12 protein-coding genes are annotated in these 14,492 nt (G+C 36.7%); 10 read left to right on the plus strand and 2 right to left on the minus strand.

Annotated features, from left to right (window positions below):
• Positions 1 to 454: 454 nt before the first annotated feature.
• From AACV00_RS15155 to AACV00_RS15165, 3 genes are all read left to right on the plus strand, one after another.
• Positions 455 to 1,681, plus strand: coding sequence for a sugar transporter (locus AACV00_RS15155; RefSeq protein ID WP_004248248.1), 1,227 nt, complete (start codon positions 455 to 457; stop codon positions 1,679 to 1,681).
• Positions 1,682 to 1,818: 137 nt separating this feature from the next.
• Positions 1,819 to 2,151: an SMR family transporter gene (locus AACV00_RS15160; RefSeq protein ID WP_004243278.1), complete on the plus strand. Its 333-nt coding sequence runs from the start codon at positions 1,819 to 1,821 to the stop codon at positions 2,149 to 2,151.
• Between the two features lie 35 nt (positions 2,152 to 2,186).
• Positions 2,187 to 2,492, plus strand: a complete 306-nt coding sequence (locus AACV00_RS15165) for a putative hemolysin (protein WP_004248246.1) — start codon at positions 2,187 to 2,189, stop codon at positions 2,490 to 2,492.
• A gap of 130 nt (positions 2,493 to 2,622) precedes the next feature.
• On the opposite strand, the gene dsbB is transcribed toward AACV00_RS15165, so the two are convergent.
• Positions 2,623 to 3,147 (minus strand): disulfide bond formation protein DsbB, encoded by a 525-nt coding sequence (gene dsbB / locus AACV00_RS15170; protein WP_004248244.1) that lies wholly within the window; start codon positions 3,145 to 3,147, stop codon positions 2,623 to 2,625.
• A 171-nt stretch (positions 3,148 to 3,318) separates the two neighbouring features.
• Positions 3,319 to 4,863, minus strand: coding sequence for a sodium/proton antiporter NhaB (gene nhaB / locus AACV00_RS15175; RefSeq protein WP_004243275.1), 1,545 nt, complete (start codon positions 4,861 to 4,863; stop codon positions 3,319 to 3,321).
• Positions 4,864 to 5,098: 235 nt separating this feature from the next.
• On the opposite strand from nhaB, the gene fadR reads away from it, so the two are divergent.
• The 7 genes from fadR (at position 5,099) to AACV00_RS15210 (ending at position 14,394) form a co-directional block, all read left to right on the plus strand.
• Positions 5,099 to 5,818 carry a fatty acid metabolism transcriptional regulator FadR gene (fadR, locus tag AACV00_RS15180; RefSeq protein ID WP_046334962.1) on the plus strand — a complete coding sequence of 240 codons (720 nt, stop codon included), beginning with the start codon at positions 5,099 to 5,101 and terminating at the stop codon, positions 5,816 to 5,818.
• A 387-nt stretch (positions 5,819 to 6,205) separates the two neighbouring features.
• Entirely contained in the window at positions 6,206 to 6,685 is a 480-nt protein-coding gene (locus AACV00_RS15185; RefSeq protein WP_036895132.1) for an Hcp family type VI secretion system effector, read from the plus strand.
• Positions 6,685 to 7,653, plus strand: coding sequence for a DUF4225 domain-containing protein (locus tag AACV00_RS15190; RefSeq protein ID WP_036895131.1), 969 nt, complete (start codon positions 6,685 to 6,687; stop codon positions 7,651 to 7,653). The genes AACV00_RS15185 and AACV00_RS15190 overlap by 1 nt, the downstream gene beginning before the upstream one ends.
• A 1,108-nt stretch (positions 7,654 to 8,761) precedes the next feature.
• Complete coding sequence (locus tag AACV00_RS15195) at positions 8,762 to 10,066, plus strand: D-amino acid dehydrogenase (RefSeq protein WP_020945774.1); 1,305 nt, start codon at positions 8,762 to 8,764, stop codon at positions 10,064 to 10,066.
• A gap of 13 nt (positions 10,067 to 10,079) precedes the next feature.
• Entirely contained in the window at positions 10,080 to 11,192 is a 1,113-nt protein-coding gene (gene alr / locus AACV00_RS15200) for an alanine racemase (RefSeq protein ID WP_071425673.1), read from the plus strand.
• A gap of 49 nt (positions 11,193 to 11,241) precedes the next feature.
• The gene (gene hypF / locus AACV00_RS15205) at positions 11,242 to 13,542 is read left to right on the plus strand and encodes a carbamoyltransferase HypF (protein WP_161680349.1); all 2,301 of its coding nucleotides are present in this window, start codon (positions 11,242 to 11,244) and stop codon (positions 13,540 to 13,542) included.
• Between the two features lie 99 nt (positions 13,543 to 13,641).
• Complete coding sequence (locus tag AACV00_RS15210) at positions 13,642 to 14,394, plus strand: MipA/OmpV family protein (RefSeq protein ID WP_004243270.1); 753 nt, start codon at positions 13,642 to 13,644, stop codon at positions 14,392 to 14,394.
• Positions 14,395 to 14,492 lie beyond the last annotated feature (98 nt).

The raw sequence follows: 14,492 nt of genomic DNA on the forward strand, positions 1-14,492 counted from the left end.
TAGTTATTCTCTTTATTTTTATAATATAGACTCTCTATTATTAGACTAACTGCAACAATAAGCCCGTGAAGATCTATTTATAATAGCATGAAATGGTTATCATTTTTTATTAATAAAAATGTGATTCAGTAACGCTATTTTTCCTTGCCAATCTCCCTTTTGCGATCTAAATAAAATGTTAACGTTAAAAAGAAGCCAATGTAGGGATTTAATTTAGCGTTATGCCTATGCTAACATAATAGGCTGATTCGTTTTAGTCAGATGTTTTTCTATTCATTAGTTTGTTTTTATCTTTACTTATCGCTTTATAAAACACACTTTATTATCTATTCTATTTAGATGTTATAAAATATAACGATGGGTATTTGCGCTTCTTTTTATGAAATTCACTGGCAGTAGTACATAAGTATCTTTTATCTATTTATAAAATTCACTGAAAAGTATTTAAACAATTATGAATATCACTACACCCAATAGCGTTAATGAAGTAAGCCGTAAAACAGCGTGGATCAGGGTAATTATTCTATCATTTGCTGCTTTCGTATTTAATACGACAGAGTTTGTACCTGTTGCATTGTTAAGTAATATTTCTGAAAGTTTTGCCATGGTGCCGGCTCAAACAGGGTTGATGATCACTATTTATGCTTGGGTTGTTGCCCTAATGTCTTTGCCATTAATGATAATGACCAGCAAAGTAGAGCGACGTAAGCTACTGATTATTTTGTTTATTGTATTTATTCTAAGCCATGTCTTATCTGGCGTGGCATGGGATTTTAATTCGCTAATTGTAGGTCGGGTTGGAGTCGCTTTTGCTCATGCTGTTTTTTGGTCGATTACTGCCTCATTAGCAATAAGAATGGCACCCCATGGTAAAAAAGCACAAGCATTAAGTTTATTAGCAACCGGTGTTGCACTAGCTACCGTGCTGGGTTTACCTCTGGGAAGGGTGGTTGGACAATGGTTAGGATGGCGAGCTACCTTTTTGGGTATAGGTGTACTGGCGCTGATAACCATGCTTGCTTTAATGCGCTATTTACCTTTATTACCTAGTGAACATTCCGGCTCGTTAAAAAGTGTTCCAATATTGCTAAAACGAGCACCATTAGTGGGTATTTTCTTACTAACGGTGATCGCAGTAACCGCTCATTTTACTGCTTATAGTTATATTGAGCCTTTTGTTATTGATATTGCAAAATTAGATGAAAATTTTGCCACTATTGTATTACTGATTTTTGGCGGTGCAGGAATTTTGGGGAGTGTGTTATTTAGTCGCTATAGTACCAAAATGCCAACCTCATTCTTATTCTTTGCACTTATTCTCTTAACCGTATGCTTAAGTACGCTGATGATGAGTAGCCAACATACACTCACATTTATTGCCTTAATCATCTTTTGGGGGATAGGCTTTATGTGTATTGCGTTAGGATTGCAGGTTAAAGTGATTGACTTAGCACCTGATGCAACAGATATCGCCATGTCGATCTACTCAGGTATCTTTAATATCGGTATTGGGGCAGGGGCTTTGTTAGGTAATCAAGTAATATTGCACGCGGGAATGCCAAATATCGGCTATGCAGGAACAGCCTTAAGTATTATTGCACTAGCGTGGTGTGGCTTTATTTTTACCCGTTATCGTGTTGCGATGGGAGGCAAACCTCGCGAAAAAAACCGGCTCCATTAAACAAAATCTATAAATAGCATTTTAAGGCATCTATTGCGCTGAATAGATGCCTTTTTTGTTGTTCTAAAATAGATATCACAGAAATATCTTGTGATAGAATTCACAAAATTGAATTTGGATCTTAGTAGGGCGAAGAAATGAATGGATTAACTTACCTAATATTAGCCATTATATCTGAAGTTATTGCAACAACGGTGTTAAAAGCATCCGATGGCTTTAGTCGATTATATCCATCTATTGTCGTCGTGGTGGGGTATTGTTTTTCTTTTTGGGCGCTATCTCAGGTTGTGAAAGTCATGCCACTGGGTATTGCATATGCAATTTGGAGCGGATTAGGTATTGTTTTAGTTTCTGTTGCGGCTGTTTTTGTCTATCAACAAAAACTCGATTTACCCGCCATCGTCGGTATGACATTAATTATTGCCGGCGTCTTAGTGATTAACTTACTTTCCAATAGCACCTCACACTAATCAGAGATAACAGAGATAATTTAGGTGTTTTTATAATGCAAAGAAAAATGAAAGCAACGTATTTTTTGTTGATGTTGACCAGCTTTGCGTTGCTTACTGGTTGTAGTCAATCTAAACAAGCACAAAATACCACCGCTCAAGTGATTAATAGCAATAAAACGATAGCGACCACACCTTCTATTCCTTTAGAGGAACCAGCAAAAGAGACCTGTATATTTTCTGGTGGAGTGCCTGCGTTAACTTATGAATTACACGGCGGTCAAACACCCGTTTGTCAATTTGCTAATGGTAAACGTTGTAGTGAACAAGCGTTGATTGATGGTGCCTGTATTCCAGGTTAATACGCTTGGGGATATGCATAAATAAATGATAATTAGAAAAATAGGCGCTTAATGTCTGATTAAGCGCCTATTTTTGTGATGATAATAATTTATCTGCGCTCTATCTTTCTATAGCTAACAGTAGCGTATGTTAGTCTTTTTTGGAAAAAGAAGAGGTGACTTGGCTGATTAATACTAATAAACCAACAATAAAATAAGCAGAAAAGATAATTAACATCCATTGTGGCATTTCTAATGACAAGAACCGCCATTGGCTAACAGAACAATCCCCTGATGCTTGGAATACGGCAGGGAACCAATCTTGCAATGCAAACCAAGAAGGCAAGGTAACAAAGAAATCACAAGTTGCAAAAGGTGATGGATTAAGAATAAGTTGCGTATGTTCCCAAGCTAGCTCAATACCGCGGTATGAGGCATAAAGCCATAAAAAACTACCCGCCATGCGCATTAGTGTCAGTTTTGGCGAAGAAAAACCAATTAATGCGGCAACTAAGATCCCTAATACAGCAATGCGCTGATAAACACACATCACACAAGGCATTAATTCCATTCCGTACTGAAAATACAATGCCGCACCTTCAAGACCAATTGCCGTTAATGCCAGCAGTAACCATGAAAAACGACTTTGTGACCAGTGACGAAGAGCACTCAACATAACAATGTCCATGATAATATTGAAATAAGTTGTTATTCTGCCTAAAAACTAGACTAAAAAAAAGGTAAAATCTCTTATTTCACAAATATTTACATTAATAGGTGTTTTTATGAAAAAATAGGGCTTTTAAACATTAAAAGCCCTAAAAAATACTCATTTCATGATGGTTTTTTATGGAATAGCGATTAAGCCAATTTCATATAACCAATGTGTCATAGGCACGAGCCAGAATTCTACAGCCAGTAATCCTAACAGTGTCATAACGATGGTATAAGGAAGTGCCATCATCACCATACGTCCATAAGATAAGCGGATCAGCGGGGATAATGCAGAAGTTAATAAGAATAAGAAAGCCGCTTGTCCGTTTGGCGTTGCCACTGACGGTAAGTTAGTCCCAGTATTAATTGCGACACCAATATGTTCATATTGAGATTGGCTAATTAATCCTTCTTGCAATGCGCTTAATGCTTCACTGATATAGACCGTACCCACAAATACATTATCTGAAATGGCAGAAAGTAGGCCATTAAAGAGATAAAAGAGTGACAGTTGTGAAGATTCTGATGCCTGTAGAACAAATTGAATAATAGGACCAAATAGCTGTTGATCAATAATCACGGCAACAACGGAGAAGAATACCGTAAGTAATGCGGTGAAAGGCAGTGCTTCTTCAAAAGCTTTACCTAAAGCGTGCTCTTCAGTGATACCACAGAAAGTGGTGGCTAAGATAATAACAGAAAGACCAATAATACCAACCTCAGCAAGGTGTAAGGCCAGTGCAACAATTAACCAAATACCAATTAATGCTTGGATTAATAACTGGGCTTTTTCTTGTTGAGTTCGTTTTTCACTGTTCTTTTTATCGTAGTCAGTGAGAACTTTACGCACTAATTCAGGTAGCTCGGCACCATAACCAAACAGCTTAAAGCGCTCAACCAAATAACATACTGCAAGTCCAGCAAAGAAAACGGGAATAGTAACGGGTGACATCCTGATAAAGAAGGTGACAAAATCCCATTCTAAGTGTTTTGCAATGATCAAGTTTTGTGGCTCACCAACCATCGTCATCACACCACCTAATGCTGTACCAACACCGGCATGCATCATTAAGCTACGTAAGAAAGCACGGAATTGTTCTAAGGTCTGTTTTTTCTCTGTGCTATCAATAAAGCCATCATTGCTTAACTCTGCATCAGCTTGGTTAGAAGCAAAGTTATGGTAGATGGAATAGAAGCCTAAAGAAACACTGATCACCACGGCAATCACGGTTAAAGCATCTAAAAAAGCAGATAAAAAGGCACTAGCAAAACAGAATGCTAATGATAATAAGCGTTTAGATCGAATAGAGAGGAGTAATTTTGTAAAAGCAAATAGAAGTAATTGCTTCATAAAATAAATACCCGCAACCATAAAGACCAGCAATAAAATGACTTCAAGGTTGTTGGCTATTTCATGACCTATTTGCTTCGGCGTTGTCATACCAATAATGACGGCCTCAATAGCAAGTAATCCCCCTGGTTGTAGCGGATAACATTTTAATGCCATGGCTAAAGTGAAGATAAACTCAACAACGAGTAGCCAGCCAGCAATGAAAGGGTCAACAAAGAAAAAAATCAGTGGGTTGATGATTAAAAAAGTAATAATAGCAAGCTTATACCAATCAGGGGAGTTCCCCATGAAATTTTTCAGTAATGCTTGTCTTATACTCATATCCATTATGTTTTTTATCCTCCGAATAGAGATTTTAGGCGCCTAAAATGCGCAATCTAGTCATAATACGCTCTAATCGCTGTGAAATTAAGCGTATTCGTAAATAATAAATTGATAAAATAGTGTCATGTTTTATGATGCCATTCACTATTTAGCGATGGTTGAGCTATATCAAAATTAAGCATTCTGATATTATCTTTTCTATTATTAGCAGAAAAAACGCTTCGGAAGAAATAAAAATATGGTTATTAAGGCTCAAAGCCCCGCAGGTTTTGCGGAAGAGTACATTGTTGAAAGTATTTGGAACAACCGTTTTCCACCAGGTTCTATTCTGCCCGCAGAACGTGAGCTTTCCGAATTAATTGGTGTGACAAGAACGACATTGAGAGAGGTTTTACAACGTTTAGCTCGTGATGGTTGGTTAACTATCCAGCATGGAAAACCAACCAAAGTGAATAACTTTTGGGAAACGTCAGGTCTTAATATTCTTGAAACTGTCGCGCGTCTTGATCATGATCGCGTGCCACAATTAATCGATAATTTATTAGCCGTAAGAACGAATATCTCAGCAATTTTTATTCGCACGGCATTTAAAAATAATCCAGAAAAATCCCTAGAAGTGCTGACTCATCAACTAACGACTGAAAATAGTGCTGATGAGTTTAGTGAGTTGGACTATAACATTTTCCGTGGTTTGGCATTTGCCAGCGGTAATCCTATTTATGGATTGATCTTAAACGGACTTAAGGGATTATATACCCGTGTAGGGCGTTATTATTTCTCTAATATTCAGGCGAAAGAGTTGGCGCTATCATTTTATAAAAAATTGGCGTTGCTATGTGAACAAAAAGATACTGAGCACGTTATGGATTGCGTTCGCCAATACGGAAAAGAGAGTGGCATTATTTGGCATGAGCTCCAATCGCCACTACCTAGTGACTTAGAAGAAGTAAAACGTTAATTCATCGCGTTTATCCCGTCTTAACATCAGCATTGGATCTTATTGATCCAGTGCTGATTTTTTATTCATGCATCAGCAATTACTCTACTGAGGATAGGTGTTTGAAGTTTTATTGGGATATTTAAAAAGTAACAATTTGCTAATGATATTTTGATAAATATGATAATTACGCAATATAAATAGATTATTTATAGGAATAGTTCTGTTTGAGCATAATGCAAATATTTATATAATTCACAACGCACTAAAATAGTTAAATATAATTTACATCTTTTATAGTATAGAATATAATATTTTATTAGTTTTTCATCTTAAAAAGATTCAATTTACTTAGTTGAATCTTTTTAAGTAACTTATTATCGTATTTCTACAAGTGGAGATATAAAATTGGCAAATATTATTTACTTAAATATAAAGGGAAATAATCAAGGTTTGATCTCAAAAGGATGTTCTTCATTTGATTCTATTGGTAATAAGTATCAATCAGGGCATGAGGATGAAATTCTAGTTTATGAGTTTTCATCGAATTTATCGATGCATCAAAATGTAAGTTTTCAACCCGTAGATATACGTAAGACGATAGATAAGGCTTCTCCATTATTATCTCAATCATTAGTTTCTAATGAGTTATTAACATGTGAATTTTCTTTTTATAGAACATCAGATAAAGGTGGGATAGAATTATACTATAAAATAAAACTAACAGATGCATCAATCGTAAATATTAGCTGTTTTTATCCTAATTCTATAACACATAATGAGGTTCAACCTGAAGAGTCATTATCAATACGTTTCAAGTCAATAACATGGGAACATGTAACTGCAGGAACCAGTTCTTATAGTATTTGGGATGAAAGGATAATTTAATGTTTTTTACTTTTGAAGAAAAATTTGAAAGATATGCCAGTGATATAAAGAAATTATCAGAAATATCAGCTAAATATCTTCTTAAAGATGATTATTGTAAACAAGGCTATAGGAGTGAAATAGCAGAAGTAGTGAGGCTAATTCGAGCTGATTTCTATCGGGCCATATATAACCACAGAGAAAGATATAATAGAACGCAGAATCTGAGAGATACAGTAAGAGAAGCATTTGGAGTAGGTTTCCTGCCAGATATAATGCAATATCTTAATGAAATAGAAGTTGAGTATGAAACTGAAATGTCTGCTTATTCACAATTAAGGAAGAGGAGTAAAGAAACCTATGAGCTGACTAAAACTTTTTCTGGAACGGGATACTATTTTTACTTAAAAAGCAGTCAAACTATTATAGGAGGAGGAATACAAAGTACTTTTGGATATTTAACATTTAAGATTGGTCGTAAAATTAGAAGTAAAGAAATGCAAGGAGCTGGAATTATTGGTATAACACTAGGTGGCGGTAAGTTTATTGAAGGTATATCAGATATAGTGTATGAATTTACTGAGGGTGGGGTTAATTTTGGTGGAGACCCAGTAAAAGAGAATATTGAAAAGGGACTAAGATTTTTAGGTATGAACGAGAGTCATGGAGAAATAGGTTATGATATTATTGATATGACTGTCAGTTTATATAATGGATTTGCTGCTTTTGCTAAATATGATTCTCCTAATCGTATTATTCATTTACCTGTTACCATGGCGGGGAGAACTTATAGAGCGACATATTTTGATCGTTTGTTTACCAGTAAAGGTGTTCGTTTGTTTCGTTGGAGTACATTAGATTTTAAGCGGAAATTTAGCATTCAAAGTAAACCTCTATTACTTACTACGCTCAGCTACAATGCAGGGAAACTTATTCTAATATTAAAAAAATATAAGAACGATGAGTCATCTAGTGAGAATACTCAATAATTTAGCTTATTTTTTTTCGATTTTCGCAATTATAAATAGATCATTTTTCCATTAAGTAGGTCATTACAGCAATTCTTTTTACTCTAAAAAATAAAATAAGTGATATTTTATTCGTAACACAATCATAAACAGTGATGACAAAACTCATGGTAATGTAAAAAAAAACTAACATTAAGAATGAATAAAATAGGTGGGGTGTGGATTCGGACATAATTATAAGAATGAAAATTATAACACTTGAAATAAACAATCCTTCAAACAGGAAGCGATCAAATATAAATGTATTAAAAAACCATTCATTGAAACTTTCTTCTTTATTAGTTTGGTCATTATAAGTTTTATTTATTCTCTCTACATCTTCGGTAGATAAGTTTTTCAATATGTTATCTATATCGAATTTTTTCATTCTATCTTTATCTCTAAATTCATTTTTCTATTTTTAATGGTAGCACAATTAAAAATAGAATTGAATTATTATATTAATAATATTCATAAAATGATATTTTATAATATCCATTTTCTTTAAAATAAAATAGCTTTAAGTAACTGTGTAGGTAACGAAAAATTACAATGTAATAATTTAGAATATTTTATTGAAACTCCTAAGCACTCTGATCATTCAGATTTTATATTTGCTATCTAGAAAATGATGGTAACAAAAGTATGATTGCTGCTATTTGCTATTAAAGTAGTAGATTAAAAACAGCAAGCCTAGTTTAACCAGTCATTTTTAGGTGATACTTTAATTTGGCTATTTTTAGTAAAAAAAATTTGAAACATATCTCATCTTGATATTATATTCTGATAATAATGATTTTTTTGGTTTTTCATAAAAATAGCATGATGGGTTTTTATTGGCTTATTTAATTTATATTTGAATAATATATTTATGTATTATTTTTATAAAAAGCGCCAAATACTCTATCAAATTGATTTTTAAATAGAATTAATAATTGCTCTGCAAAACTAACACTGTTATTACTAATTAAATGTGATTTGACTCTAAAATTTGCTTTTTTGTGGTGCTAGATGATTATTCTGTGCTGACTTTTTGTGTATGGAATATTATTCTTATGTTATATCAATGTAAATTATTTGGAGTCTAGCCATGAAAGTGATCATCTTAGGTGGCGGCGTTATTGGTGTAACAAGTGCGTGGTACTTAGTACAACAAGGGCATGAAGTCATTGTTGTCGATAGGCAAAGTAGTGCGGCAGAAGAGACGAGTGCAGGTAATGCAGGGCAAATATCTCCGGGTTATGCAACACCTTGGGGTGCCCCGGGTATTCCATTAAAAGCAGTAAAATGGATGTTTCAAAAACATGCACCTTTAGCGATCCGACCTGATGGCTCACTGTTCCAATTACGCTGGATGTGGCAAATGCTACGTAATTGTGATGCTTCTCATTATGCGATGAATAAGAGTCGTATGGTGCGTATTGCTGAGTATAGTCGTGATTGTATCCGTCAATTACGCCAAGATACCGGTATTGAATACGAAGGACGCCAAGGGGGAACGTTACAGCTATTTCGTGATCAAAAACAATTTGATAATGCCGCTAATGATATCGCTGTATTAAAGCAAGAAGGTGTGGCTTATGAACTGCTAACAGCCGAGCAACTAAAATCAGCAGAACCCGCTTTAGAGCATGTGAGTCATAAACTTACCGGGGGATTACGTCTTCCTAATGATGAAACGGGTGATTGCCAAATCTTTACTAAGAAACTGGCTAAAATGGCTGAAGAGGCCGGGGTTACCTTCTTATTTAATAAAGAAATAAAACACCTACTTTTTGATGGTGATAAAGTCACCGGTGTACAATGCCATGATGGTTTATTAACCGCAGATCACTATGTTGTCGCCATGGGATCGTACTCGACTGAATTTTTGAAAAACAAAATCACAATTCCGGTTTATCCTTTAAAAGGCTATTCATTAACCATGCCTATTATTGATGCAAGCAGAGCACCAACATCCACTATTTTAGATGAAACATATAAGATTGCGGTGACTCGCTTTGATAATCGCATTCGTGTGGGCGGTATGGCGGAAGTGGTAGGTTTTAATTTGAATATTTTAAAATCACGTTGTGAAACGCTCAAAATGGTTGTTCAAGATCTCTATGAGGGTGGTGGTGATATCGGTAAAGCCACATTCTGGACAGGCTTAAGGCCAATGACGCCAGATGGTACACCGATAGTTGGGCCAACCGCATATCGTAATTTATCCCTAAATACGGGGCATGGTACATTAGGATGGACGATGGCATGTGGCTCAGGACAGCTGTTAGCTGATTTAATATCAGGTAATAAAACGGCAATTGCTGCAGATGATCTCTCCGTGTTCCGTTATATCGATGGATTTAATACTAAATTGCTCCGTCCAGGGCAAAAACTTGACGCTGTTTATTAATTAAGGAGAGACGATGTCCAGACCTGCCAAAATTAGCATAAATTTAGATGCGCTGAGTCATAATCTTTCGGTGATCAAATCGAAAGCGCAGGGAAGTAAAGTATGGTCAGTGGTTAAAGCTGATGCTTATGGACATGGTCTTTCTTGTGTTTGGCCTGCATTAAGTCATACCGATGGTTTTGCCTTAATTGAATTAGATAAAGCAATTATGCTAAGAGAGCAAGGATGGGTAGGCCCCATTCTTTTGCTTGAAGGTTTTTTCAAACCAGATGATGTGTATTTATTAGAGCGTTATTCATTAACAACGGTTGTGCATGCTGATTGGCAATTTGAAGCCATTGAGCAAGCGCAATTAGAGCGGCCTATCAATATTTATCTGAAACTCAATAGTGGCATGAATCGGTTAGGTTACCGACCAGAAAACTATCAGCAAGCTATACAAAGAGCAAAACGCATAACTAATATTGGCTCTATTGTACAAATGTCCCATTTTGCCAATGCTGATACAGGGCTGAATATGGCGACACAAAAACAGATTATTGATAGCTCAATGGTAAATGATTTACCGCGCTGTTTAGCCAATTCTGCGGCTATTTTATTTGAACCACAAACCCATCATTCATGGGTTCGTCCCGGTATTATTTTATATGGTGTATCCCCCTCTGGGGTGTGGCAAGATATTGCTGATTTTGATTTGCAACCTGTGATGACCTTTAACAGTGAAGTATTAGCTATTCAGTCAGTAAAAAAAGGTGAACAAATTGGTTATGGTAGCCGATATACCGCACAACGTGATATGAGAATTGCTGTTGTCGCTTGTGGTTATGCTGATGGTTATCCAAGGCATGCCCCAGATGGTACACCTGTTATCGTTAAAGGACATAAAACACAATTAGTTGGGCGTATTTCGATGGATATGCTTACTATTGATGTAACCGATTTGCCGGATGTTGAACATGGAAGCCCTGTTGAGCTATGGGGAAATCAATTACCGGTTGATGAAGTTGCACTGGCTTGTGGCACTATTGGTTATGAATTACTGTGCGCTATTGCACCGCGAGTGGCGGTTGAGGTGACGATAAATGTAGCAAACTCTACTTTTTCTGATCTAAATGAAAGTTGTTAATAATCACTAAACTAGAATAAGCTTAAACTTATTTTGATTTGGTGATCCTATGAGTAACGGCATTACATTGCGTGTGAAAGGAAAGGTTCAAGGTGTTGGCTTTCGCCCCTTTGTTTGGCAATTAGCACATCATTTTGGTTTATTAGGGCAGGTGAGTAATGATAGCTTAGGAGTATTGATACACTTAACATTATCACCGCAAAATCAACACTTTATTAATGCATTAACGGCTCAATGTCCTCCTCTTGCACGCATTGAACGTATTGAACAAACACCTTATCAATGGGAGCAACTCCCCACGGACTTTACTATTGTAAAAAGTGGTGGTGGAGAAATGGATACACAAGTTGTACCTGATGCAGCGACTTGTCAGGCTTGTATTGATGAGTTGTTTGATCCACAAAATCGTCGTTATCACTATCCTTTTATAAACTGCACCCATTGCGGTCCCCGTTTTACTATTATAAAAAAAATGCCTTACGACAGGCCTTTTACCTCTATGTCTGCATTTCCATTTTGTCCGACTTGCCAACATGAATATCAAGATCCCGCAGATAGACGTTTTCATGCACAACCTAATGCCTGTCCTGTCTGTGGACCTCATATTTGGTTGGCAGATCATCAAGGGCAACAACTTGCAATAAAAGAGCGGGCATTAACGCAAGCTTGTCAGGCGTTATTAGCGGGAAAAATTGTTGCTGTAAAAGGCATTGGTGGCTTTCATTTAGTCTGTGACGCACGCAATAGTGAAAGTGTTGCGCGTTTAAGAGCGCGTAAACATCGTCCAGCCAAACCACTTGCGGTGATGTTAACCGGGATTGAGCAGCTCCAAAAACCGGACGATAATGCCGAGTTTTACTCAAAAGTGATAGAAACATTAACCAGTACCGCAGCACCTATCGTACTTATTCCTAAAGAAATCGCCCCTATTTCATTAAGTGAACTGATTGCACCTGGATTAACAGAAGTAGGTGTTATGTTACCAGCTAATCCTTTGCAACATCTTCTCGCACATGAAACACAAATTCCATTAGTCATGACCTCTGGTAATGCCACGGGACACACTCCTGCATTAACCAATGAAGAGGCGTTAAATCAGCTTGGTGATATTGCAGAATTATTTCTAATGCATAATAGGGAGATTATACAAAGAGCGGACGATTCATTAGTGCGTATTGAAGATGATCAGTGTGTGATGATCCGCCGTTCACGGGGTTATGTACCAGATGCTATCGCATTGCCAACCACTTTTGATGCACAACCTGCAATTTTGGCTTTAGGAGGGGATCTGAAAAATGTGTTTTGTCTCTTAAAAGAGCACCAAGCTATTATGGGGCCGCATTTAGGTGATTTAGATGATTTAAGTGTGAGGCAACAATTACTGAAATCGCTCACGCTGTTTCAACAGATCTATCGTTTTACGCCCAAAGCGATTGCCATTGATGCTCATCCTAATTATATCAGCCATCAAATAGGTAAACAGCTAGCTGAACAGCAACATATTCCTGTTATAGAAGTTCCCCATCACCATGCACATATTGTCTCTTGTTTAGCAGAGCATGGACATACACAGCAACAAGGCGCAGTAATTGGTATAGCCCTTGATGGTTTAGGGTATGGACAAGATGGCTCTTTATGGGGAGGCGAGTGTTTGCTGGTGGATTATAAAAAATCCCAACGTATTGGCGGGCTACCTGCGGTTGCTATGCCGGGAGGAAATTTAGCTTCAATACAGCCTTGGCGAAATTGGTTCGCACATTTAGCTACTTTTACAAAAGATTGGCAAGGTAGTGTTATCACCCAAGCAATTCCGCTCACTGAGTTACAGATTTTGAGTAAGGCAGTGGCTCGTGGTTTAAATTCACCGCTAGCATCATCTTGTGGACGATTATTTGACGCAGTTGCTTGCTCTTTGGGATTATCACCTAAACAAATAAGCTGGGAAGGCGAAGCGGCATGCTACTTACAAAGCGCTGCGTTACAGTGTCACGTAGATCGGTATACTGATATCATCAAGCAATATGGACATTTAATGCCTGTAAAAGATAAGCATGTTGATTTGTCCATTTTCTGGTCACAATGGGAAAGCATCACATTGAATACCAGTGAGAAGGCTTGGTTATTTCACTATTTATTAGCCGAAAGTTTGGGTGATATTGCTCTGCAAGCTGCGCAAGAACATCAGATTGATACTATTGTTTTAACAGGAGGGGTATTCAATAATATCTTACTTAAGGATCTGTTTAAGCAAAAATTAAACAATAAAAAGGTATTAACCCCTATGATATTGCCATCTGGTGATGGTGGAATTGCATTAGGACAAGCACTTATTGCCAGTCATTTTATGTAAAAAATAAAATGATTGTAATCTATTAGCTAACTTTTAGTGCACCATAACAACAGTCGTTTTTTGGTCACTGTTTTATCAAAGACAATATGGAAAATCATCGTGAGTAAAAAGAAAATTGTTATTTCTTTAGCCATAATCGCTGGATTGAGTACACCGACAGCCTTCGCGGGAGAATGGTCAATAGGGGGTTCTGTATTATCACAAGTAACACCTTATAAGGGTGCTAAATCTAAAGACTATTTATTACCTGTACCTTTGGTTAATTATCAATCTGAAAATTTCTATTTTGCGACATTAGCCGCAGGATATTATTTATGGAATTCACCGAAAGATCAGCTGTCTGTCGATGTTCACTATTACCCACAAGCATTTAAACCAAGTGACTCTGATGATGAGCAGATGAAAAAACTTAATCGTCGCCGTGATACCGTCATGGGTGGATTTACCTATAAACATCATGAGTCATGGGGAAGTTTACGAGGGATTATTTCTGGTGATCTTTTAGGTAAAAGTAATGGCATTATTGCTGATGCTGCTTACCTTTATCCTTTTGAACTAGGAAATTGGTCACTTCAACCGGGAATTGGTGCTGTTTGGGAAAATAAAAAGCAGAATCGTTACGCATATGGGATTAGTCAGGGAGAATCTCAGCGTAGTGGTTTAGCTGAATATCGACCAAATGATAGCTGGAGACCTTATGTTGAAATCTCAGCTAACTATAAGTTTGCTGAAAACTGGGATTTCTTCGCGATGGGACGAGTGGATCGCTTACCCAGCGAAGTTAAAGATAGCCCGATGGTAAATAAATCGGTAACGGCTATTTTATGGACAGGTGTCACTTATACTTTCTAACGGTAAAACGGTAAAACGGTAAAACGGTAAAACGGTAAAACGGTAAAACGGTAAAACGGTAAAACGGTAAAACGGTAAGTTAAGTTGCTTTCGATAAC

The sequence above is a fragment of the Proteus sp. G3927 genome (genome assembly GCF_963894685.1).
Taxonomy (GTDB): Bacteria; Pseudomonadota; Gammaproteobacteria; order Enterobacterales; family Enterobacteriaceae; genus Proteus; species Proteus mirabilis.